General features: G+C 66.1%; 22 protein-coding genes and 1 tRNA gene. 11 read left to right on the plus strand and 12 right to left on the minus strand.

All coding sequences use genetic code 11. The features are described 5' to 3' along the window. Positions 1–108: 108 nt before the first annotated feature. Both V3G39_02205 and V3G39_02210 read right to left on the minus strand, forming a co-directional pair. A complete protein-coding gene (locus tag V3G39_02205; GenBank protein ID XAS76874.1) occupies positions 109–1,200 on the minus strand; it encodes a zinc-dependent alcohol dehydrogenase family protein in 1,092 nt (363 codons plus the stop codon). Between the two features lie 123 nt (positions 1,201–1,323). Further along, positions 1,324–1,410, minus strand: a tRNA-Leu gene (locus V3G39_02210). 183 nt (positions 1,411–1,593) lie between these two features. Here V3G39_02210 and V3G39_02215 point away from each other — a divergent pair. Genes V3G39_02215 through pknB form a run of 7 tightly spaced genes read left to right on the plus strand, consistent with a single transcriptional unit; the run spans position 1,594 to position 10,105 of the window. Continuing rightward, positions 1,594–2,487, plus strand: coding sequence for a DUF3662 and FHA domain-containing protein (locus tag V3G39_02215; GenBank protein XAS76875.1), 894 nt, complete (start codon positions 1,594–1,596; stop codon positions 2,485–2,487). Then, entirely contained in the window at positions 2,484–2,957 is a 474-nt protein-coding gene (locus tag V3G39_02220) for an FHA domain-containing protein (GenBank protein XAS76876.1), read from the plus strand. The genes V3G39_02215 and V3G39_02220 overlap by 4 nt, the downstream gene beginning before the upstream one ends. Before the next feature lie 3 nt (positions 2,958–2,960). Then, a complete protein-coding gene (locus tag V3G39_02225; protein XAS76877.1) occupies positions 2,961–4,241 on the plus strand; it encodes a PP2C family serine/threonine-protein phosphatase in 1,281 nt (426 codons plus the stop codon). A gap of 5 nt (positions 4,242–4,246) precedes the next feature. Continuing rightward, the gene (locus tag V3G39_02230; protein XAS78159.1) at positions 4,247–5,620 is read left to right on the plus strand and encodes an FtsW/RodA/SpoVE family cell cycle protein; all 1,374 of its coding nucleotides are present in this window, start codon (positions 4,247–4,249) and stop codon (positions 5,618–5,620) included. Beyond that, entirely contained in the window at positions 5,617–7,068 is a 1,452-nt protein-coding gene (locus V3G39_02235; protein XAS76878.1) for a penicillin-binding transpeptidase domain-containing protein, read from the plus strand. The genes V3G39_02230 and V3G39_02235 overlap by 4 nt, the downstream gene beginning before the upstream one ends. Next, positions 7,065–8,255 (plus strand): protein kinase, encoded by a 1,191-nt coding sequence (locus V3G39_02240; protein ID XAS76879.1) that lies wholly within the window; start codon positions 7,065–7,067, stop codon positions 8,253–8,255. Before V3G39_02235 ends, V3G39_02240 begins: the two co-directional genes overlap by 4 nt. Next, a complete protein-coding gene (gene pknB / locus V3G39_02245; GenBank protein XAS76880.1) occupies positions 8,252–10,105 on the plus strand; it encodes a Stk1 family PASTA domain-containing Ser/Thr kinase in 1,854 nt (617 codons plus the stop codon). Before V3G39_02240 ends, pknB begins: the two co-directional genes overlap by 4 nt. Before the next feature lie 8 nt (positions 10,106–10,113). Here pknB and V3G39_02250 read toward each other — a convergent pair whose 3' ends face one another. From V3G39_02250 to V3G39_02260, 3 genes are read right to left on the minus strand one after another with little or no spacing between them, the layout of a single operon-like run. After that, entirely contained in the window at positions 10,114–11,901 is a 1,788-nt protein-coding gene (locus tag V3G39_02250) for a DUF429 domain-containing protein (protein ID XAS76881.1), read from the minus strand. Further along, positions 11,888–12,547 (minus strand): aminodeoxychorismate/anthranilate synthase component II, encoded by a 660-nt coding sequence (locus tag V3G39_02255; GenBank protein ID XAS76882.1) that lies wholly within the window; start codon positions 12,545–12,547, stop codon positions 11,888–11,890. Before V3G39_02255 ends, V3G39_02250 begins: the two co-directional genes overlap by 14 nt. Further along, a complete protein-coding gene (locus tag V3G39_02260) occupies positions 12,544–13,359 on the minus strand; it encodes a DUF881 domain-containing protein (protein XAS76883.1) in 816 nt (271 codons plus the stop codon). The genes V3G39_02255 and V3G39_02260 overlap by 4 nt, the downstream gene beginning before the upstream one ends. A gap of 72 nt (positions 13,360–13,431) precedes the next feature. Between V3G39_02260 and V3G39_02265 the strand changes: the two genes are divergently transcribed. Beyond that, on the plus strand, positions 13,432–13,815 hold the full coding sequence (locus tag V3G39_02265) for a cell division protein CrgA (protein ID XAS76884.1): 384 nt from the start codon (positions 13,432–13,434) through the stop codon (positions 13,813–13,815). Positions 13,816–13,942: 127 nt separating this feature from the next. On the opposite strand, the gene V3G39_02270 is transcribed toward V3G39_02265, so the two are convergent. Together V3G39_02270 and V3G39_02275 are read right to left on the minus strand one after the other, a co-directional pair. Further along, positions 13,943–14,830, minus strand: a complete 888-nt coding sequence (locus V3G39_02270) for a rhomboid family intramembrane serine protease (protein ID XAS76885.1) — start codon at positions 14,828–14,830, stop codon at positions 13,943–13,945. A 74-nt stretch (positions 14,831–14,904) separates the two neighbouring features. Next, a complete protein-coding gene (locus tag V3G39_02275; protein XAS76886.1) occupies positions 14,905–15,411 on the minus strand; it encodes a peptidylprolyl isomerase in 507 nt (168 codons plus the stop codon). A gap of 60 nt (positions 15,412–15,471) precedes the next feature. Between V3G39_02275 and V3G39_02280 the strand changes: the two genes are divergently transcribed. Together V3G39_02280 and ilvA are read left to right on the plus strand one after the other, a co-directional pair. After that, on the plus strand, positions 15,472–16,476 hold the full coding sequence (locus tag V3G39_02280) for a hypothetical protein (GenBank protein XAS76887.1): 1,005 nt from the start codon (positions 15,472–15,474) through the stop codon (positions 16,474–16,476). A gap of 134 nt (positions 16,477–16,610) precedes the next feature. Further along, entirely contained in the window at positions 16,611–17,858 is a 1,248-nt protein-coding gene (gene ilvA, locus V3G39_02285; GenBank protein ID XAS76888.1) for a threonine ammonia-lyase IlvA, read from the plus strand. A gap of 23 nt (positions 17,859–17,881) precedes the next feature. Here ilvA and V3G39_02290 read toward each other — a convergent pair whose 3' ends face one another. Genes V3G39_02290 through V3G39_02310 form a run of 5 tightly spaced genes read right to left on the minus strand, consistent with a single transcriptional unit; the run spans position 17,882 to position 22,539 of the window. Beyond that, a complete protein-coding gene (locus V3G39_02290) occupies positions 17,882–18,646 on the minus strand; it encodes an ABC transporter ATP-binding protein (GenBank protein XAS76889.1) in 765 nt (254 codons plus the stop codon). After that, complete coding sequence (locus V3G39_02295) at positions 18,639–19,370, minus strand: ABC transporter ATP-binding protein (protein ID XAS76890.1); 732 nt, start codon at positions 19,368–19,370, stop codon at positions 18,639–18,641. The genes V3G39_02290 and V3G39_02295 overlap by 8 nt, the downstream gene beginning before the upstream one ends. Positions 19,371–19,372: 2 nt before the next feature. Next, complete coding sequence (locus tag V3G39_02300) at positions 19,373–20,356, minus strand: branched-chain amino acid ABC transporter permease (GenBank protein ID XAS76891.1); 984 nt, start codon at positions 20,354–20,356, stop codon at positions 19,373–19,375. Further along, entirely contained in the window at positions 20,349–21,236 is an 888-nt protein-coding gene (locus tag V3G39_02305) for a branched-chain amino acid ABC transporter permease (protein ID XAS76892.1), read from the minus strand. The genes V3G39_02300 and V3G39_02305 overlap by 8 nt, the downstream gene beginning before the upstream one ends. A gap of 31 nt (positions 21,237–21,267) precedes the next feature. Next, entirely contained in the window at positions 21,268–22,539 is a 1,272-nt protein-coding gene (locus tag V3G39_02310; GenBank protein ID XAS76893.1) for an ABC transporter substrate-binding protein, read from the minus strand. Between the two features lie 129 nt (positions 22,540–22,668). Between V3G39_02310 and V3G39_02315 the strand changes: the two genes are divergently transcribed. Then, the gene (locus V3G39_02315) at positions 22,669–23,370 is read left to right on the plus strand and encodes a GntR family transcriptional regulator (GenBank protein ID XAS76894.1); all 702 of its coding nucleotides are present in this window, start codon (positions 22,669–22,671) and stop codon (positions 23,368–23,370) included. The last annotated feature ends 30 nt before the right edge of the window (positions 23,371–23,400 follow it).

The following is a 23,400-nucleotide window of genomic DNA, read 5'->3' on the forward strand; positions in this document are numbered from 1 at the left end:
GGAGTTGCCTGACGCGGGTCAAGCACTCGTCGTCGATGAACTGCATCGAGACCGCACTTCCGCACCGGGGTTGGGAGCAGGCGCTGTGGGAACAGGCCCCGCGCACCCTCAGAAAACGACGACCGTGACACCGGTCGGTGGCCGCTCACCCATGACTGCGAGCGCCCCGCGTGGACCAGCCAACTGCTCCAACCCGACCGTGGCAGTCACCAGGGACTGCGGGCGCAGAGCTCCGGTCGCGATCTCGGCGAGCATGGCCGGATAGTCGGCAGCCGCCATCCCGTGGCTGCCGTAAATCTCCAGTTCATGGGCAATGACCCGATCCATCGGCACGCTGCCGTGCGCATCATCGCCGAACAACAGCCCCACCTGTATGTGCCGACCGCGTCTGGCCAGGGTTTCGATCGCGGCGCGGCAGGTGAGCCGGCTGCCCAACGCGTCGATCGACGCGCGGGCCCCGCCATTGGTCAGTTCGCGCACCCGTTCGACCACGTGCGGCTCGGTGGCGTCGATCAGGACCTCCGCGCCGAACCGACCCGCCAGCTCACGAGCAGGTGCCGCACTGTCGACCGCAATCACCCGACCGCCACGCGACGCAGCGATCATCGTCGCTGAGAGTCCGACCCCTCCGCACCCGAAGATGACCACCCAGTCACCGGGCAGGACCCGGGCATGCGCGGTGACGGCCCGGTACGCCGTGGCGAAGCGGCATCCGAGCGCTGCTGCCGTAGCAAAGTCCAGATCCGCCGGTATCTCCACCAGATTCAGGTCGGCATGCGGCAGCGCAACCAGTTCGGCGAACGAGCCCCATCCGGTGAACCCCGGTTGGAACTGGTTCTCGCACACCTGTGGTGCACCGGCCAGACAGGTGCGACAGACACCACAACCGCAGACGAAGGGCGAGGTCACCCGTTGGCCGACGAGCGCACCGGTTTCGGGGCCGGCCTCGACGACGACACCGGCGAACTCGTGACCCGGCACGTGCGGCAGCACGATGTCGCGATCGTGACCGGCCCACCCGTGCCAATCGCTGCGGCACAGCCCTGTGGCACGCACCTCGATGACGACGCCATCGCGGGGGCAGATCGGGTCTGCGACGTTTCGGACCGTCGGCGGCATCCCGAACTCTTCGTAGAGCAGCGCCTTCACTGCGGGTGCACCCGACAACTCATGACGTCCCCGACGGGTGTTGCAGAGCACCTGTGATTCACGAAGCAAGACCTTATCGACTGGGATCCACGGCCACCGGCAACTGAGGTGACAGCAAATGGCCCGCATCGGATGTCCGATGCGGGCCATTCAGGCCGGTGAACCAGCCTGTCGTGGTGCGCGAGGGGGGAGTTGAACCCCCACACCCTTTCGAGTACACGGACCTGAACCGTGCGCGTCTGCCTATTCCGCCACTCGCGCGAGTGCCGCCTCAGTTTGCCCTGTACAGACCAGGATCGCCAAACTGAGCCCTCCCGACGCCACTGGGAACACCACGGGCCGGGCGTCGTTTCGGCTCTAGCATGGGGCGCCCCGTTACGATCGGGAACGCCTGCGGCGCATGTCGCGGCGACCGAGACCACGACCGGGAGCAGGGAGGCAGCGATGGGTTTGTTCTCCAACCTCGAACGTCGGCTGTCCGAAGGCGTCAACGGTGCGTTCGCCAAGGCGTTCCGCTCCGAGGTCCAGCCCGTGGAGATCGCGGCCGAGATGCGCGGCGCGATGGATGACCGTGCGGCGCACACCAAGAAGGGCCAGCGCGCGGTCGTACCCAACCTCTTCACCGTCGACCTCAGCCCCGGCGATTTCGAACGCCTGGACCGCGCCCGCGATGAGGTCGGCGACGAGCTGATCGCGAGCGCGACCGAGCATGCCGACGTGCAGCGGTACCTTCCCGGCGGCCCGATCGTCGTGGAATTCGCCGAGGACCCCGACCTGGAGACGGGCGTCTTCCGCCTGCGCCCCTCCATCGCCCGGCAGGTCGACAACGACCGGCGGCCGGCCCGACCACAGCCGCGTGAGTACGACGAGTTCCAACCCTCCTCGGCACGGCAGGAGCCCCAGCACGAGCCGGCCCCGCAACCGTATTTCCATGACGATTACGACCAGCAGGATTACCAACAGCAGGACTACCAACAGCCTTACGCCGAGCCCGCACCGACGCCGCGCACCCCGAGCCCGGCCGCTCCACGTCGTTTCAAGCAGCGGCCGTCGCTGGTCATCGACGGCGACCGCTATCCCCTCCTGGGTGCGATCACCGTCATCGGCCGCGACGACGACGCGGACATCATGCTGGACGACCCGGGGATCTCCCGCCGACACAGCGAGATCCGGGTGACCAACGACGGTCCGCACCTGGTGATGACGGTGCGCGATCTCGGCTCCACCAACGGCACCTTCCTGAACGGCGACGCCATCGACCGGGCGCACCTGCACGACGGAGACCGGATCACCGTGGGCCGCACCCATCTGCTGTTCGAGGAAGGTGGCCGTAAGTGAGCGAGCTGACCATCACGGTCATCCGCATCGGTCTGCTGGTGCTGTTGTGGGCGTTCATCTTCAGCATCGTCGGTGTACTACGTGGGGACCTCTACGGACTGCGCGCTCCGCGTACCGAGGGCCGTCGCGCCCCCGCCCGCGCAGAAGCGGACCGTCGTCCGCCACGCGCTGTCCGCCGAGGCCCGACCCACCTGGCCGTCATCGAAGGCTCGATGCGCGGGATCAGCGTGCCGCTGTCCGAGGGCGGCGTGCTGATCGGCCGCAACCCCGAGTGCGTCCTGGTGCTGTCCGACGATTTCGCCTCCGGTCGCCACGCGCGGGTGTACCGCGACGGCGACGGCTGGTTCGTCGACGACCTCGGCTCCACCAACGGAACGTTCATCGGCGATCAGCCCATCGGCCAGCATGTGCCGCTGCGCGAAGGCAGCCGTATCCGGATCGGGCAGACCGTCCTCGAGGTCAGGAAGTAGGCCATGTCGATCGCTCTGCGCTACGCCGCCCGCACCGATCTCGGGCTCGGCTCCAAGACCCGCAACGAGGATTCCGGATATGCCGGCCCGGACCTGCTCGTGCTGGCCGACGGCATGGGCGGGCACGCCGCCGGCGACACCGCCAGCTCCACCGTCGTCGCAGAGTTGGTGCACCTGGACGGGGAATCCCACGGTGCCGACGACGCGCTGGCGCTGCTACGCGAAGCCGTCATCCGGGCCAACGAGCGGTTGCGCGATGAGATGGACGATGAGCCGGACCTGGAGGGGATGGGCACCACGCTCATCGCCTTCCTGCGCACCGGGAACAAGCTGGCAATAGCGAATATCGGTGACTCCCGGGCCTACCTCGTGCGGGACGGCACATTCACCCAGATCACCAAGGACCACTCCCTGGTGCAGACGTTGCTCGACGAGGGCCGCATCACCCCCGAAGAGGCCGAGCACCACCCGCAGCGGTCCTTCGTGACCCGGGTACTGACCGGTCGCGCCGACGACGAGCCGGACCTTTCGCTCCGTGAAGCGCGGATCGGCGACCGCTACCTGATCTGCTCGGACGGATTGTCCGACTATGTCGCCGGCTCCACCATCGAGGACATCGTCACCTCCGAGGGGATGCCCGGGGAGATTGCCGACCGACTGATCGCCATCGCTCTCAAGGCCTCTGCACGGGACAACGTCACGGTCGTCATCGCCGACATCGTCGACTCCCTGGACCCGACGTCCTCCACCCCGCAGATCGTCGGTGCAGCCGGCGCACCCGCGACCTCCACCGAGCACGACGTGCCCAGTTCACCGACCACACCGGCCGAGAAAGCCGCTGCCCTCAGTCGGGAGGCCAACGCACCTGCAGCCGGCAACGCTGACGACGAGGCCGGTGACGAGGCCGAACCGCCGGTGTTGGCCGAGGAGGGCCCGTCCCGGTTGCGCCGGTTCCGCTGGCTCGGTCTGGGCGTCCTGGTCGTCGCGGTGCTTGCCGTGGGCGGGTGGGTCTCCTACTCCTGGACCCAGTCCCAGTTCTACGTGGCCGACAGCAACGGCTCGGTCGCCATTTACCGGGGCCTGCACGACACCATCGGACCGCTGCACCTGAACTCGATCGACCAACGCACCGACATCCGCCTGCAGGACCTGCCCCCGTACTACCAGACCCGCGTGCGCGCCTCTATCACCGCGACCGACCTGGCCGACGCCCGCCGGGTCGTGCAGACCCTGACCGCCCAGGCAGCCAGCTGTGCGGCGCAACCCGGCGGGTGCAGTCCGTGAGTCCGGTGACCGCGATCCGGACCGGTGCGCCCCGTACCCGGCGCGGGGTGGAGCTGCTCCTACTCATCTTCGCGATCGCCATCGTGCTGCTGGCGTACGCCGACGTCGGACTCGCCGTCAACGACACCCTGCCGCCGGACCTGCTCGTGCTCGGCGTGGGTTTCGCAGGGGTCGCGCTGGCCCTGCATCTGGTGGTGCGGTGGCAGGCTGCGTATGCCGATCCCGTCCTGCTACCCGTCGCCACCCTGCTCAACGGCCTCGGTCTGGTGATGATCCACCGGTTGGATCTGGCAAAGGGCACCAGCATCGGGCAGGGAGTGGCCCTCCGGCAGCTGATCTGGACCGGCCTCGCCGTGCTGGTGGCCGCGATCCTGCTCATCGTCCTGCGTGATCATCGACGACTGGGTCAGTACACCTTCACCTTCGGTCTGGCCGGGGTCGTGCTGCTCCTGCTGCCCCTCACGCCGATCCTGGGACGCAACATCAACGGCAACCGCATCTGGATCGGCCTGGGCCCGCTGTCGTTCCAGCCGAGCGAAGTCGCCAAGATCTGCTTCGTCATCTTCTTCGCGGGTTACCTCGTGCAGAAACGCGATGCGTTGTCGCTCGTCGGCCGACGGGTACTCGGCTTCCCCCTGCCGCGTGCGCGCGACCTCGGCCCGATCATCCTGTCCTGGTTGGCCAGCCTGGCGGTCCTCGTCTTCGAAAAAGACCTCGGCACGTCGCTGCTGTTCTTCGGGCTGTTCGTCGCGATGCTCTACGTCGCGACCGAGCGCCGTTCATGGATCATCATCGGGCTCGGCCTGTTCCTCGCCGGGTGCTACGTGGCCTACCTGCTGTTCGCCCACTTCCAGGTGCGGGTGGACCTGTGGATCAACCCGTTCAACCCGGGTCTGTCCGACCAGCTCGGGCTCGGGCTGATGGGGATGGCCAGCGGTGGCATGCTCGGCACCGGCCTCGGCAAGGGCCGCCCCGACCTCACCTACTTCGCCAACTCCGACTTCATCATCCCCTCCTTCGGTGAAGAGCTCGGCCTGGTCGGCCTGGTCGCGATCATCGTGCTGTTCGCGGTTCTGGTCGAGCGCGGGCTACGCGCGGGGATTGCGGCCCGCGACGGCTTCGGCAAGCTACTGGCCACCGGGTTGGGTTTCGCGGTGGCCATGCAGGTCTTCGTCGTCATCGGCGGCGTGACCCGCGTGATCCCCCTCACCGGCCTCACCACGCCGTTCATGTCGGCCGGCGGCAGCTCCCTACTCGCGAACTGGATCATCGTCGTACTCCTGCTGCGCATCAGCGATCAAGCCCGTCGTCCGGCACCGGAAGAACTCGGCAGCGCCCCGATCGGGGCGGCCGACACCCAGGCGGTGAAGATTCGATGAATGCCCCGATCCGACGCCTGGGCCTCGTCGTGGCAGCGATGTTCTGCGCGCTGCTGATTGCCGCGACCAGCATCCAGTTCTTCCAGGCCAAGGCCCTGGACAACCGCCCCGGCAACCGACGCACACTGTTGGAGTCGTATGCCCGACAGCGTGGTTCGATCCTGGTCGACGGAACGGCCGTTGCCGTGTCCAAACCCAGCAAAGACGAATACAAGTGGCTGCGTACCTACCCCCAGGGCAGCACCTACGCCGCGGCAACGGGGTACTTCTCCTTCATCTACGGCTCCTCGGGCATCGAATCGCGCTACAACGCGCTGTTGTCGGGTACGTCCGACCAGTTGTTCTACCGCCGCTTCAGCGACATCATCACCGGACGCCAACCGCAAGGCGCCAATGTCGACCTGACGCTGAACGCGAAGATGCAGAAGGCAGCAACCAGTGCCCTGGGCTCGAAGGTCGGCGCGGTGGTCGCGCTGGATCCCAAGACCGGCGCCATCCTGGCGATGGTCACCAGCCCGACGTTCGACCCCAACAAGCTCGCCGGCCACGACATGTCCCAGGTCCAGCGCAACTGGAAGGGCCTGATCAACAACTCGGGTCAGCCGTTGCTGGACCGCGCCATCTCCGAGCTCTACCCGCCCGGGTCGACCTTCAAGCTGATTGTCGGCGCGGCTGCGCTGTCCTCGGGCAAGTACACCCCGTCGTCCTCGGTTCCCGGGCCGGCCCGGTTGAAGTTGCCGCAGACGAGCACCACGTTGCCCAACGACTTCCCGGGAGCCTGTGGACCTGGGGACCGTACGACGCTCACCAACGCGCTGGCAATCAGCTGCAACACGGCGTTCGCGAGCCTGGGGCTGACGCTGGGCCAGGACGCCATTGCCGCGCAGGCGAAGCGCTTCGGTTTCGGTCAGCCGCTCACCATTCCGATGCCGGTCGTCGCGAGTCAATTCCCGACGGGCCTCAACCCGCCGCAGTTGGCGCAGTCCTCGATCGGCCAGTTCGACGTGAAGTCCACCCCCCTGCAAATGGCGATGGTCGCTGCGGGGATCGCCAACGGAGGCAAGGTGATGACGCCCTACCTGGTCAAGGACGTGCGTGATGGCGACCTGTCGGTGATCTCCTCGACCGACCCGAAACTGTTCTCCACTGCCGTGACCTCGCAGGTGGCCGCCGAGCTGACGACCATGATGCGCGCCGTGGTCGACACCGGCACCGGCACCAAGGCCCAGATCCCCGGGGTCCAGGTCGCCGGCAAGACCGGCACCGCGCAGCACGGCAACAACCAGCCCGCCCACGCGTGGTTCACGGCGTTCGCGCCGGCCAACGACCCGAAGATCGCGATCGCCGTGCTCGTCGAGGACGGCGGCAAGTACGGCGCCGAAGCCGGTGGCGGCTCGATCGCCGCGCCGATCGCAAAACAGGTCATCGAAGCGGGGCTGCAGCGGTGAATGTCGGGAAAGGCGACACCCTGGGCGGCCGCTACCGGTTGGACGACCGGATCGCAGCCGGCGGGATGGGCGTGGTCTGGACCGCCACCGACGCCATCCTGGGGCGTACCGTCGCGGTCAAAGTACTGACCGGCGGACTCACCGACGATATCGGCTTCGAACACCGCTTCCGCACCGAGGCGCGGCTGGCTGCAGCGTTGACGCACGCCAATATCGCGGCCGTTCACGACTACGGCGAGGACGAGGGCTCCGCCTACCTGGTGATGGAGTACGTCCCCGGCCTGCCGCTGTCGCGCATCATCGCGGACCGCTCCCCGATGCCCGCGGCCGACACGGTCGGCCTGATCTCGCAGACCGCAACCGCCCTGCAGACCGCGCACCGCAGCGGTCTCGTGCATCGTGACGTCAAGCCCGCCAACGTGCTCGTAACCCCCGACGGGATCGTCAAACTCACCGATTTCGGTATCGCGCGTGCCGTTGGGTCGGCAGCGATGACCAAGACCGGTGAGGTGATGGGCACCGCACAGTACCTCGCTCCCGAGGCCGCACTCGGGCTCGAGACGACCCCGCTCAGCGATGTGTATGCATTGGGCGTCGTGACATACGAGATGCTCTGTGGATTCAGACCGTTCGTGGCTGACAGCCCCGTCGCGCTGGCCATGGCCCATGTCAACGAACTCCCGCCCCCGATGCCGGACTTCGTGCCCCCACCGGTGCGTGCGGTCGTCCTGGCTGCGCTGGAGAAGGACCCGAACCTACGTCCGGATTCAGCCGCCGAATTCGGCCGAGCATTGCGTCAGGCAATCGACGACAGCGCCCGGATGGGATTTGATCCGTACCGCGAACCGCCCCGCCACCCGTCCGCAGCCGGCGGACGCCGGGTGCCCCCGCCCGCGGCGACACCCACCCCCACCCGCACGGCCCGGGCCACTGCGGTGCCCCGCACCGCAGTGCACCATCGCGAGCAGGCAACCGGCAGTTCATCTGCGGACCCGAATGGCGGCCGGGGCCGGTCACGCCGCTTCATGCTGCTCGCTGTCGTCGCCCTGGTCATCGTGATCGGGGTCGTGGTGGCGATCGTGCTCACCCAGGGCTCCTCGCCCTCGCAACCGACGGAAAACTTCACCAAGCCCATCCAGATTGTGACGCTCGGCCACCCCGGCGCGTCGCCGAAGGAGTTCCGGTGACCGACACCCCCCGCATCCTCGGCGGTCGTTACGAGGTCGGTGAGCTCATCGGTCGTGGCGGTATGGCCGAGGTCCACCTCGGCCACGACACGCGTCTGGGACGCACCGTTGCCATCAAGATGCTGCGCTCGGACCTGGCCCGCGACTCTTCGTTCATCACCCGGTTCCGCCGTGAGGCGCAGTCCGCCGCTGGCCTGAACCACCACGCGATCGTGGCCGTCTACGACTCCGGTGAGGATGTCTTCCTGGAGACCGGCGGGGCCCGCATCGACGTGCCCTACATCGTCATGGAGTACATCGAAGGCGAGACGTTGCGCGAAATCCTCGACGAGGAGGGCAAACTGGCCCCCGACGAGGCCGCGCGGATCGCGATGGGCATCCTGTCGGCACTGGACTACTCCCACGAAAAGGGCATCGTCCACCGTGACATCAAACCAGCCAACGTGATGCTGACCCGGGGCGGCAGCGTCAAGGTGATGGACTTCGGCATCGCCCGCGCGATGGCCGACACCGGCGCGACCATGACCTCGGCGCAGGCCGTCGTCGGGACGGCGCGTTACCTGTCACCGGAGCAGGCACAGGGCGAAACCGTCGACGCCCGCTCCGATCTGTACTCCGCCGGGTGCGTCCTGTTCGAGCTGCTGAGCGGTCGTACGCCGTTCGTCGGCGAGCCGGTCAGCCTGGTCTACCAGCACATCACCGATCCACCGAAGGCTCCATCGGTGTACGAGCCGTCGGTGCCGCCCTCGATGGACGCGGTGACCCTGCACTCCCTGGAGAAGCCGCGTGAGGGCCGCTACCAACAGGCGGCGGATTTCCGGGCGGACCTGCAGCGGGCACGCACGGGCGAACCGCTCAGTGCGGCGGCGGCAGCAACGCTCAGCAACCGTGACGTCGGCGACCGTCAGCCGCAGGCAGTCCCGGCAACGCAGCGACACGACCACACGGCTGAGTACGACGGATCGCAGTCACCACCTCGGCGGACCGCCATCTGGATCGCTGCGATCGTGGCGCTGTTGCTCGCCATCCTCGGCATCGGATACGTGGTGTCGCAGAATTCACCCGGCACCAAGTCGGTGAAGGTGACCAGTGTCCTCTACCTGCAGCAGGGGGCCGCCGAGTCGGCGTTGCGGGCCGACAATTTCGGGGTCCTGGTCCGCAACGTCACCAATGACGCCACCGTCGGCGAGGTCGTGAAGCAGACTCCCGTCGCAGGTGCGGACGCGCCATCTGGCAGCACGGTGACCATCGACGTGTCCAGTGGTCCGGACTCCCGGCAGATACCCAGCGTCGCCGGACAGAGCGTGGCGGATGCCACCCAGATGCTGAAGAACGCCGGCTTCCTCAACGTCGTTCCCAGCCCGCAGAAGGTCTCAGACACCCAGTACGCCGATGGGCAGGTCGCCAGCACCACGCCGGCGGCGACCAATTCCACCGCACCGAAAACGCAGATCGTGCTCAACGTCAGCGACGGTCAGGTCACCGTGCCGACCGATCTCAAGGGCAAGACCAGCGCCGCTGCGCAGACCGAGCTACGCGCAAAATTCCTGTACTCCTCGATCCAGAACGTCGAAACATCCGACTCCAGCCTGGTGGGCAAGGTCGTCAAGGTCGACAACGCCGGGCAGAAGGTCGCGGTGAACTCGGTGATCACCCTCTCGATCGGCACACTCAAGCCCACGACCGCGACGGTGACGTCGACGTTCACGCAGCCACCGCCGACTTCCACGTCCAGCAGCCCGCCACCGAGCAGCCCGCCACCGAGCAGCACGCCACCCAGCTCCACGAAGCCCTCCGGCTCCTCGACGTCATCCAAATCGGCGAGTCCGCCGACCGCGAACTCCGGCTGAAGCAGCAGTCAGCTCGGCACGCTGATCTTGGCCAGGCGTCGTTGCAGTCGATCGACGCGATGCTCGTTGCCGTGCAGCCGCACATACCGCTCGCCGCGGGTGAGCAGTAGCGCGTCGTCCAGGCGGCGTACGGCGCCCGCCGGATTGCGGTAGTCCATCCGGGCGTCGATTGTCGTCGCGTCGACCGCGCGGATGGTCTCGGCCAGCTCGGCCAGCGAGGTGATGCCCAGCTCGAGCACCAGGCCGGCGATCCAGGCGTACTGCTCCGGGCGTGACCAGCTGGCGTCGGCGTACTCCCCCGCCAGGAACGCCGCGAGTTCCTGCGGGCTGATCCGGGGATCATCGTCGGCCGTGCGCGCATCGGTCTCGCGGACACCCTCCTGCAACCGCTGGCGGATTGTGGAGAACTCCTGGTCGGCCAGCTCCAGCAGCCCGGCTGCCAGGGTAAATCGGCGGTCGAGGTCGGCTCGCTGTTCCTGCGGGATGGTGCCTTTGTAGCGGATGTCGTGCTCGAACTCCGCCCAGGCGTGCTGCAGCACTGTGCGGATCTGTACCTGGATCTGCCGATCTCCGATGCTGGGGTGAGCCGCCCGCTCATCCGGGTCCAGCAGGATCTGCAGGTGCCGACTGGAGTACCCGAAACCGCCTTCGCGGGCGGTCACTTCGCCCATGTCCCGGTCCTCGATGACCACGGCTTCAGTGGCCAGCAGTTCCGCCACCGACGCGACGTCGCTGTGTACGTAGGTGATGACCCGTAGTCCGATGACATCGCCGATCTGGGCTGTCGGGTCGGTGAAGAGTGGAACCTCGCCATTGGAACGACCGGCCTTCTCGGCGAACGACGCGATGCTCTTGGCCCGTCCGGTGACGCTCAGGTAGTTCAGCCCGGCGTCGTCCAGCACACCGACGACGATGGCCATCGCCTCCACGGCTGCACGCTGCAACTGCGGGAACACCTTGGCGTACTGCTGGGTTGCGCGACGCACCATCTCCACCCGCGCGTCCACTGTGGCCTCGATGGTCGGGATCCGCTGCGAAGGTCGTAACCCGACCGGCAGGGTGGGCGTGACGATGTACCCGTTCGCGAAGTCGCCGTACGTGGTCGTCGCATCCGGCCGACGTTCGCGAAAGAGTGCGACGTAGGCGCAGACGACCGCGTCGACCTGATCCTCAGCCACCCGCAGCGCAGCTTTGGTGCCGGCCTGCTCGACATGGGTCACCAGCGCGCTCCATCCAGGATGCGAGACCAGGTGCAGCACGGGGCTACTGGCCGAGAGCGATTCCAACCGGCGCATCAGGATCAGTAGCTGCTCGCGTAGCTGGGCCATCGAACGGCCCTGCTTGTTCTTGTACTTCAGGGTCCGGCCGAGCTCGAAGAGCGCCACGGTTGCTGGGTGCGGGTAGACCTCGATCCCACGATCTGCGGCGCGGGAGTCAGGGTCCATGTCCAGGCCGAGCAGGGCACATACCCGGGCTGCCCGGGTGCCGTTCGCGAACGCCGGGTTCGCCAGATTCGCCGGGTGGGCACCGGCCTGGAACGGGGCGAAGTCCCGGTTGAGGTCGCGTTCGGCAGGTCGGTTGCCCCCCTCGTTCACCACGATCAGCGGGGCGTCGATTCCGACGAGGATGCCGCCGTCGAGGTACGGGGTGAGCGCCGCGACGATCTCCTCGTCGGTACGCACCGCGGACAGGTGCAGCAGGGAGCCGGCGTCGTCCAGGACGGCGACCCCGGTCGGACTCCTGGTGCCCCAAGCGAGGTCTAGGCCGGCGTAGTGCATCCGGTCAGCATGCCCCACCCGCGGCTTCCTCCAGTCCGCGCACCAACGGGGCCATGCCGGCGCTACGGGCGACCGCGTCCGGCATCCCGGTGATCTCCAACCAGTTGGCCAACATCCGGTGGCCACCTTGGGTCAGCACCGATTCGGGATGGAACTGGATCCCGTGCAGCGGCAGGGTTCTGTGTCGCAGGGCCATCACGACGCCGGTATCGGTGCGGCCGTTGACGACCAGGTCGTCCGGAATCGTGCTGGGTACGACGGTCAGCGAGTGGTATCTCGTCGCACGCAGCGGCGAGGGCAGTCCGGCCATCACCCCGCTCGCGTCGTGCTGCACCTGGGAGGTCTTGCCATGCAGCAACTCCGGTGCCCGATCGACCGTGGCTCCGAAGACCACGCCCAATGCCTGGTGGCCCAGACACACCCCGAGCATCGGTTGCGCGCGTTGGGCGCAGGCCTCGATCATCGCCATGGAGATCCCGGCTCCCTGCGGGGTGCCGGGCCCGGGAGAGATCAACACCCCGTCGTACTGTGCGCCCTGGGCGACATCGATGCGGTCGTTGCGCACGACGGTGCACTGCGCACCGAGCTGTTCCAGATAACCGACGATCGTGAAGACGAAACTGTCGTAGTTGTCGATCACCAGGATCCGGGTCTCGGCTGTCATCGCGCATCCTCATAGCTCGTTGCGTATCGCAGTTGGGTACTGCCGTCGTAGGCCGGAAAACTCTTGGCATCCAGGTCGCGCACCGCGTAGCCGAGCCCGACCAGCGATACGTAATCGCGGAAGTTGCTCACCGCATCGTCCTGGGTCAGGGCACTGCGCAGCCTGCTTTGGTCGCCCATGGCGGTGATGGTGAAGGGCGGGGAGTAGACCCGGCCCTGCAGCAGCAGAGTGTTGCCCACGCACCGCACCGCTGAGGTGGAGATCACCCGCTGGTCCATGATCGTCATCGCGGTTGCGCCACCGCGCCAGAGTGCGTTGACGACGCCCTGCACGTCCTGCTGATGCACGAGCAGCCAGTTGGGGTCGGTATCGGCGGGCAGGGTGGACGGGTCGCGGTGCGAGTCGTCCAGCGTCACCGATACTGCCGAACCCCTGACTGTTGTCATCCCGGCTCTGGCGGCGATCGCGTCGCCCTGACGTCGCAGGGCCGCGATCCTCGCGGAACCGGGCGCGCGTGCGGCGCTCAGTGCATTGACCGACGCCTGCAGGGCCTTGACCTCGGCGGCCTTCTCCTGCACCGTCCGGTCGCCGTTGCGCACGACCTGTACCAGGTTGCGCGTCGCCGGCCGCAGGTCGGTGCCCTGCGAGGTGGCCGCGCTGATTCCGAAGATCGCCCCCGCGCCTACTGCCGCGACCGGAACGGCGACGGCCCAGCGGGTACGTCGCCGACGTGGCGCCGATCGTCCGCGCCGCAGCGTGTGGCGGACACGGGCCAGACCGGACATCCCCACACTCCTGCTGTTGCCCACCATTTCGACATCGTGCCGGTGGTCACCGGTGATCTACTCTCTAGCTTAGCGATGCCCGACCTAGGAGATTTCCCCGTGAGTAAGTCCAGCAAGGACCCGTCGACCTCGTCCGCCGACCCGAAGTCCGCATCTTCGACTGCAGCGTCATCAACTGCAGCGTCATCGACTTCGAAGGCCGCGAAGAAGTCCAAGTCCTCGGGTTCAGTGTCCCGTTCGGCAGCCGCCGATGAGCTGACCCGCCGAACGACGGCGCAGAAGGTGCGGGTGACCACCGGGGACAACCCGCAGTACTGGGTGCCGACGATGGTCACCTTGATGGTGCTCGGGTTGCTGTGGCTCGTCGTGACCTACCTGGCCCAGGGCGAATACCCGGCACCCGGGATCGGGGTCGTCTGGAACCTGGGCATCGGTTTCGCCCTGGTGATGGCCGGCTTCCTGATGACCACCCGCTGGAAGTAGCACCGCTCCGGGCGCCTGGCGACCTGCCACTACGTTGTCCACAGTGTTATCCCCAGTTGGGGATAACCACACGCGTGTAACTTCGTACGCCCGTTCGGGTGGTGGCAGGTCATGCTCCAGCACTGCCTCACCCGCCGCCGAGCGCCGCGGTCAGCATCGGAACGCTGGAGAACCGCACGGCGGCCAGCACGATCAGCACCACGACCACCGCGCCGTACGCGGGCCATTGCAGGTTGCGGTACCTACTGCCGAGCAACGTTGCGATCGCGCCGCAGACCAGGCCCACGACGGCCCCGCCCAGGTGTGCCTGCCACGCGATGCCGGGCACCACGAAGCCGATACCGATGTTGATCGCGACGATCGTGGCAAGACCGCCGATCGGCACCCCGAGCCGCTTGTTGGCCACGATCGCCGCGCCGAACAGGCCCATGATCGCGCCGGAGGCGCCAAGGGTAGGTGTGTACCAGCCGAACGACCCGTTGACGGTGTTCACGGTCGGCGCACTGGCGAGCAACTCATACCCGACCGAGCCGCCCAACCCGCAGATCAGGTAGATCGCCAGGAAGCGTGCCCGGCCGAGGGCCGGCTCGAGGAACTGCCCGCCGATCCAGAGCGCGAACATGTTGAAGAGCAGGTGCGTGGGGGTGCCCTGAGCGTGCAGGAAGGTCGCGGTCATCAGCCGATACGGCTGGTCGCCGGTCTCGAACGGGGCGTAGAAGAAGCTCGCGGTGATCGAGGAGTCGACCTGCTGAAGCAACCAGACGACCGAGCAGATGGCAATCAGCGAGATGGTGACGACCGGACGCCCGCCCGCCAGCCGTCCACCGAAAACCGTCATCGGGCTGCGCTGGGACTTTGCGGATTCACGCAGGCAGTCGACACAGTGGATGCCGACGGGGGCGGGGTGTTGGCAGTCCGGGCAGGTGGGCCGTCCGCACACCTGGCAGCGCACGTACGCCACCCGGTCGGGGTGCCTGGGGCAGACGGGCGCCGTCTGTTGCGGTGGGGTGCTCACTGGTTCCTCAACGACCGACGCCGGTGAATTAGTGCCTCAAGGCGACGAATTCACCGGCGTACCGAATCAAGAGATCAGTCGGTGATCTCGACGGACTCGATGACGACATCTTCGACGGGCTTGTCCGAGCCACCGGTACGCACGGCGCCGATCTTGTCCACGACATCGCGGCTGGCCTGGTCGGCGACCTCGCCGAAGATGGTGTGCTTGCCCTGCAACCAGGTGGTCGGGGCCACGGTGATGAAGAACTGCGAGCCGTTGGTGCCCTTGCCGGCGTTGGCCATCGCGAGCATGTACGGAGCGCGGAAGTCCTTGTCGGGGGAGATCTCGTCGTCGAACTTGTAGCCGGGGCCACCGACGCCCTTACCCAGCGGGCAGCCGGCTTGCAGCATGAAGCCGGAGATCACGCGGTGGAAGATCAGTCCGTCGTAGAACGGCGTAGGGCTGGTACGACCGGCGTCATCCTTGTATTCCTTGGTGCCACGAGCGAGGCCGGCGAAGTTCTCCACCGTCTTCGGGGCGGCATCGGGGAAGAGGACGATATTGATGTCGCCGTGGTTGGTGTGCAGCGTTGCATTCATGGCCAGAAGTTTGCCACGGCGGCGCCTATTGGCCGACTCCGGTGCAACAAGGCAGGATAGGTGTCGAACTCATACCTCTGGAGGACGCTCTTGCTCACCACGAAATCACGCTCCGATGTCGCCAAGGACAAGGCCGACCAGTTGATGGCCGCAGCATCTGACACGCTCTCGAGCGTGAAGGAGAAGGCTGCTCCCGCAGTGGAGCAGGCCATCGACAAGGCAACCCCGGTCCTCGAGGCAGGTCTTCAAAAGGCCGGTCACGCTGCTGACGTTGCGCGCGAGAGAATCGCCGACGCTGCGACGGACGCAGGCGCGACTGTGGCGGACAAGACCTCCGATGCGAAGAAGTCGGCGCGCAAATCAGCACAAAAGGCCGGTAAGTCCACGGGTCGTAAGGGCAAGAAGGCCCAGAAGAAGGCGGTGAAGCGCACCGCCACCGTGCAGAAGAAGGCCGCGAAGAGCACCGCCCGCGCGCAGAAGAAGGCCGGCAAAGTCGCACAGAGCGTGCAGAGCAAGACCTCCGACCTGGGTGACTCGATCGCCGCAGCGCCGGTGACCAAGAAGGTGCGCGAGGCCGTCGGCCCGCAGTTCGCGAAGCTCAACGACGCAACCGCGACGCAGCAGGAAAAGGTCACCGAGGCGGTGTCCGCCGCTAGGGGACAGACCTCGGACGCTGCAGCGGAATGGGCCGAACGACTGCACCACGCGCTGTTGGCGGCTTCCGGGGCAGCTACCGCAGCGGGCGCCAATGCTTACACCTCGCTACCCGGTGGCGCTCAGCAGCAGATCGAGCGGGTGGCCCCCCAGGCGGCCAAACTTCGCAAGAAGAGGGGCACCGTCCTGATCGTTATCGGCGTCGTAGCCGTGGTCGGCGCGGGAGCGCTCATCTTCGCCGGTCGCCGCGCCAAGACGCAGGCTGCCCAGCAGAAGTCGACCGCAGCACCGCTGACGACCCAGCGAGCGGACGAGATCGCCACCCCCACCGACGATCTGGTCGGCTCGGTGGAGAACAAGACCGACGCGGCTCTGTCCGGTGAGGCCAGGGGCAAACACAGCGCCAACTAGCCCACACTCCGGTAACCCACCACCCCGGTTTCCCGACACTCGACCGGCGAGTCGTCAGCCGCATCCCGACTTCGGGTCTGTATCCCGACACTCGACCGGTGAGTCGCCGGGGGCGTGTGTAACGTGGCCGGGTGATGACGCAGGTGCCCAACGCAGATGACGTAGCTGCTGCTGCACAGCGGCTGAGTGACGTGGCGTCGCATACGTTGCTGGAGCCCACCACTCGGCTTTCGGCGTTGACCGGTGCCCGGGTCTTCCTCAAGCGTGAGGATCTGCAGCCGGTGCGGTCCTACAAGATCCGTGGCGCGTACAACCTGATCGCCCAGCTGGACGATCAGCAGCGAGCGCGCGGCGTCGTATGCGCGAGCGCAGGCAACCACGCGCAGGGCGTCGCGCTCGCCTGCGCCCAGCTCGGGGTGGACGCCCGCATCCACCTGCCGCGTACGACGCCACGGCAGAAGCGTGACCGGGTGATTGCCCTCGGCCTGGGCCGGGTCGAGCTGGTTGTGGCGGGCGAGACCTACGACGACGCCGCAGCCGAGGTGTACGCCGAAGCGCGCCGGACCGGCGCGACAATAGTGCCGGCTTTCGATGATCCGCGCACCATCGCCGGGCAGGGCACCGTGGCGGCCGAGATCGTGCGGCAGTTGGGCCGCGCACCCGACGTGCTGGTGGTCCCGGTGGGTGGCGGCGGCTTGTTGGCGGGATCGATCGCCGCACTTGGCGCCGACTACCCGCATACCCGCATCGTCGGCGTCGAACCGGAGGGCGCGGCCAGCATGACCGCAGCCCTCGATGCCGGCGGACCGGTCACACTCGAGACGATCGACGGATTCGCGGACGGCACTGCAGTGCGCCGGGTCGGTGACTTCACTTTCCCGATCGTGCGCGATTCCGGATGCGAGGTGCGCACCATCTCCGAGGGTGCGATCTGCATCGAGATGCTCGCGCTCTACCAGAGCGACGGCATCATCGCCGAGCCGTCGGGGGCCATCGCGTCCGCGGCGGTGCTCGAGCTGGATCTGGAACCAGATTCCACGGTGGTCGCCATCGTTTCCGGCGGTAACAACGACGTCAGCCGGTACGGAGAGGTCGTCGAGCGGGCGCTCATCCACGAGGGCCGCAAGCACTATTTTCTGGTGGAGTTCCCGCAGGAACCTGGTGCATTGCGCAAGTTCCTGGACGAAGTTCTCGGCCCTGACGACGACATCGCGCTCTTCGAATACGTCAAGCGCAACAGTAGGGAATACGGCCCGGCGCTGGTCGGGGTCGAACTGGGCAACGTGGCTGACCTGCAACCGCTACTGGACCGGATGCAGGCCAGCCCGCTGGTCATCGAGCGGGTACCGAACGACAGTCCGATGTTCCGCTTCCTGCTCTGACTGACGGGCGCAGCCCGCCCCGCTCAGGTAGGAGTGCCCTCCAGTCCGAAGAAGGCCCTGCGCAGCGAATCGTCGGCCTGCAGTTGCTCCACACTCCCGCAGAACTGGGTCCGGCCGCCTTCCAGCACCACCACCTGCTCGGCGAGGTCCAGGAATGCGATGTTCTGCTCGGCGATCAGCATCGACACGCCGGACTGGTCGACGTTGCGAAGCCCGTCGATGACCTCTTGGACGGCGATCGGCGAAAGACCGGACGACGGCTCATCCATCACGATGAGCTGCGGGTCGCCCATCAGCACTTTCGCGACACCGACCAGCTTGCGCTGCCCGCCGCTCAAACTACCGGCTGGACGCTTGCGATGCGCTGAGACCACAGGGAACAGGTCGTAGGCGCGTTCGAGGTTCTTCTTACCCGTCTTCGCATCGAGCCGGAAAGCCCCCAGCAGGAGGTTTTCACGCACCGATAGTTCCGGGAAGATACCGGTCTCGGTCATGTATCCGATTCCACACGCGATCCGTCGGTCGGTCCGCATCGTGGTGATCGGTTCACCGCGCAGCCGGACCGATCCGCCGGTGGTCGGCAGCAGCCCCAGTATCGCTCGCAGCAGCGTGCTCTTGCCGGCACCGTTGGCGCCGAGTAGGACAACACGTTGCTGGATGGCGACGGACAGATCGACGCCCCACAGCACCTGCATGACTCCGTACCCTGCCTCGATCCCCTCAACCGCGAGCAGGGGCTCCTGCGAGATCGGCGCCGTTTCGGATGTGACTGTTCGTGATTCATCCACCGATGAACACCCTCACTACTTCGTCGTCGGAGATCGCATCGGCCAGCGATCCGGAGAAGATGACCTGACCGGCGTTGAGAACTACGACCCGGTCGGTGACCTTGCCGAGGAAACCGAGCAGGTGCTCGACGACCAGCAGCGAGATACCGCGCTCCTGCACCAGGCGACGGAGCACCGCCGCGAGGTCGTCGAGCTCGGACACCGACAATCCGGCCCCGAGTTCGTCCACGAGCAGCAGTCGCGGGTTCGTGGCGAGTGCTCGGGCCAGGTCGAGACGTTTCTGATCGGCGGCCGTCAAGGTGGCCGCTAACCGCTGCTGGACACCGACCAACCCCACGAGCTCCAACGTGTCCTCGATCGAGACGTCCGTACCGGAACGAATGGCAACCTGCAGATTCTCCTGGACCGTCAGGGTCCCGAACGGCTTCGGTATCTGGAACGTGCGATTGATCCCGCGCCGCGCAATCCGGTACGAGGAGTGACCCGATACCGTCGCGTGCTCGAAATCGACCTGACCCGAGGTGGGTTTCAGCAGGCCGGAGATCACGTTGATCAAGGTGGTCTTGCCGGACCCGTTCGGTCCCACCAGCCCGAGAACCTCGCCGGGAGCGAGCGTGAGATCGACACCGTCGAGCGCCCGGAAGGCACCGAAGACCTTCACGATCGAGTCGACGACCAGCAGGTCCTTCTGGGTGGTGGACACGGTCTTGTTCGGCGGTGTCATCACTACACATCTCCTGCCGGTAGCGGCTCACCAGGGTTGCGTCCGAATCGCTTCGTGACCCACTGCCGCCATCGCGGTCCGACCAGGGAGGCCAGCCCCCCGGGCAGGAACATCGCCACGGCGACGATCAGTGCCCCGTAGATCAGCTGGAAATACTGCGGCTGGGAGACGCCGATGGAGTTGTAGACCTCGTAGAGGACCACCGCACCGATGACCGGGCCCAGCGTGGAGCCGACCCCGCCGAACAATGCGAAGACGATCGCAAACAATGAAATCGTCGTGGCGAATACCGCGTCGGGATAGAAGACCGACAATGCCCACGCGTAGACCGCACCGGCGAAGCCGGCGATCGCCGCGCTGAGCAGCCAGGCAATCGAACGCATCAGCACCACGTTGATACCCGCCATGCTCGCGCTGGTCTGATCGGCCCGGATGGCCCGCAATGACAGTCCGAACCGGGATCGTTGCAGGAAGACGACCACTATCAGAGCGAATGCAACAAGGACCACGCCTGCGTAGTAGCTGCCGTTGACGCTGTATATCTTGCTGAGGTCGGCGCCGTACGGACCATTGGTGATCGACTTCAGATCGGGGTTACCGATCAGCGCACTGAGAACCAATGCCGCCGCGAGGCTGGCAATGGCGAAATACGCACCCTGCAGACGTAACAGTGGGATCAGAATGATCGCCACCACGACAGAGAAGAGTCCACCCAGTATTACCGCGACCAAAGCACCGACGTGCAGGTGTGCCACCGCAATGTACGTGCCGTACGCGCCGGCGCCGAAGAATCCGACATACCCGAACGGCAGATATCCGGTGAATCCGTAGATCACGTTGACACCCTGTGCCAAGGCGACGTAGACCATCATGTTCACCAGGAGCAGAGTGTTGCCCTCGAAGCTCGGCGCGAAGGCAAAGATCAGCGTCGGAACGGCGATGGCCGCCAGATCGCCGGCGCGGCGCAGCCAGATTCTGTTAGGCATATCGAACTCGCTTTCCGACCAGGCCGGTGGGTTTGACCAGCATCACGATCAACAACAGCAGGTAGGGCACGAGGTTCGCCCATGACGGTGCGTAGGTCTGGGCGAACTGGAACGTCAGCCCGTAGACAAGCCCACCGACCAGGGTTCCGGCAGGACTGCCGAGCGCGCCGATGATGATCACGGCGAACGCGGTGGTGGTGATGTCCACCCCCTGGGTGGGGTTGGTACCGCCGAGGATGAAGTTACTGAGCGCGCCGGCGGATGCGGCCAGACCGAGCGCGATCCCGAACGAGATCGCGCTGGTGCGTCCGACGTTGATACCGACCGCCATCGCATCGTCCCGGCTGCTCATCAGAGCCCGGGTGGCGAGGCCGAGGCGGCTTCGGTACAGGTAGTAGAAGACCAGGGCGATGACGGGAATCGAGACAAGGGCTGCCAGGACGTATTCGCGGGGAATTGCCTGACCCAGGATGTGCACCGGTCCGCTACCGAACGAGCTCGCGGAGATCGTTTTCTGGTTGTTGCCGAAGACGACTGTCTCCAGGGCCTCGATCACCTGCGAGATCCCGAAGAACAAGATCAGCGAGAGCATCTCCGGATCTGCTGACTTCCCGAGGGCGGGTGCGATCGCGTAATAGATCAACAGACCCAGAATCACTGCCGGAGGAACCGCGAGCAGCATCCCGAGGAGCGGATTGAGATGCGCCTTGGATGAGAGCTCGTAGGCGATATACGCCCCGAGCACGACAATGTCACCATGCGCAATGTTGACGACCTGTAGGACGCCGAAGCCGAGGTTCAGACCGAGTGACATGAGCGCGTAGAAGAAGCCGAGCAGGATTCCGGCAATCAGCGCGTAGAGAAACATTATCCGGGGCAACTCCCGTCTTTTCGAAGCCGGTTTTCAGCGATCACGGCGCCGGGTACTTGGCCTGGAAGTTCGCCGCAGAGGCCGGGTAGACCACCTTGATCTGAGTGCCGCCCCCGCCGGGGATCATCTGTGACAGCGGGAAGAACTCGCCGGTCTGAGCACCGGTCTTGTCGATCTGGAACTGGCCGAGAATTGTGCTCAACTTTCCCGACTGCGCGGTCAGCGCGTCCCGCATGTCCAGCTGGGTGAACTTCGTCGCGTTGGCCAGCGCCGACTGGACGACCAGGCCCGTGGCATAACCGGAGGTGTTCAGGAAGTTGATGTCACCGCCGTACGCCTTGGCGAACTGCGCCGTCGTCATGCCGAGGGTCACCTTGTTGTGCTCGACCTGGGGCGGGAAGCCGTAGGAATAGGTGTATTCCAGAGCCTTGGTGCCGACGTTGCTTTGCAGCAGAGTGTGCAACTGGCCGGGGAAGGCGGTGAAGACCATCTTGTATTTCTGCCCCGACGCCGACAACGCCTTCAGGAAGGCGATGTCGTTGTTCTGGTATCCGAGCTCGACAACAGCATCGGGGTGTTGAGCGGAGATGGAGTTCAGCAGCGTGCCGTACGTCGTGGTGTCGGTGGGTGTGGACTGGTAGTAGACGGGTGTGACGCCGTTCTTGGCGAGGCCCGCCTTGATGGTGGCTGCCTGGGCGCCGTCGAAGTCGTTCGCGCCGTAAACGATCGCGACCCGCTTGATTTTCTTGCTGACCATGAAGTTCGTCAGCGGGTCGGGCCACAGACTGGAGGAACGGATCCCGGACATCACGATGTACGGGTTGTCGGCGGTGAACAGTGAGGTCCCGCTGGCGGTTGCGTCGAAGAGCAGTTGCTTGTGCTCCTTCGCGATGGAGACAGCCGCGGCGGTGAGCACCGAACCGAAGTCGGGCACCATCACGTCGACGTGGTCCTGGGTGATGAGCTGGTTGTAGAGGGTTCCAGCGGTGCTTGCCGAGCTCTCGTCGTTGTAGGAGACCAGCTTCACCGGGATCTTCTTGTTGTACGCCTTGACGAAGACGCCACCGTCGGCGTTGACCTGCTTGATCCAGAACTTCAGCCCGTCGTACTGCGGTATCGACGATGCAGCGAACTGACCCGAGGACGCGTACAACGTTCCGACGGTGATCTGCTTCGGCGCTGTTTTGGCGCCGCCCGTCGGCGACGTACTCGATGATCCGGACACTCCGCACGCAGTCAGACCGAGCGCTGCCGCACCCATTACTGCGATTCCGGCGCTCCGGCGAACGCGATGCACTTGACGCCAACTCATAACGACTCCTCGGGATCCTGCACTGTGACCTTGGTTACACAAGGCTGACCGGATTCACCGTAGCGTGTGTATACACCTTCTACAAGAGCTACTAGTTATCTGCCACCATGTGGGGAATACACTCCTGAGGTGCCCACCAACTTGCGCCCCGATCAGTTGGTCACTCTGCTGCGCCGAGCGATCCGGGAGCGGATGCTGGTGCCGGGTCAGTCGCTGAACCAGGACGAGCTGGCTCGCCGGTTCGGCGTGAGCCGGATCCCGTTACGCGAGGCGTTACGCACCCTGACCGGAGAAGGCCTGGTGGTCATGCGCCCGGGAATCGGGGCAGTGGTCACAGAGCTGCATGCCCAGGAACTGACCGAATTGTTCGATCTACGGATGCAGATAGAACCAGCGCTGACCGCAGCCACCGTCGGACGCGTCAGCGCCACCGAACTGGCGGAGCTTCGACTGCTCGCGGCCCGGATCGACCAGTTGGCAGCCAGCGGCAGTGATGTCGACGCATGGTCCACCCAGCACTACGCCTTCCACCGCCGGTTGTTCGAGCTCGCCGGGCGGCGACACGCATTACGGCTGGTGATGCAGGTCGTGAACCTGATGGAGCCGTATGCGCGACTGAGCATGTCCCTGGACCAGGGGCAGGACCACGCCCACCAGGAACACAGCACGTTGCTGGACGCCATCGAGGCAGGCGACCCGGACCTGGTGGCCGACGTGGTCACGAAGACGATAGGAATGTCCCGACAACGGCTCTCAATCGCAGTGGAGTCCGATGCGGCGGCGGCGGATCCACTTGCTGCTCTGCTGGTGGACCTGCAGGACGAACGGTAACGACCTCATGCACGCGGGCAGCCGCAGGCG

The organism is Dermatophilaceae bacterium Sec6.4 (genome assembly GCA_039636865.1).
Lineage (GTDB): Bacteria > Actinomycetota > Actinomycetes > Actinomycetales > Dermatophilaceae > Allobranchiibius.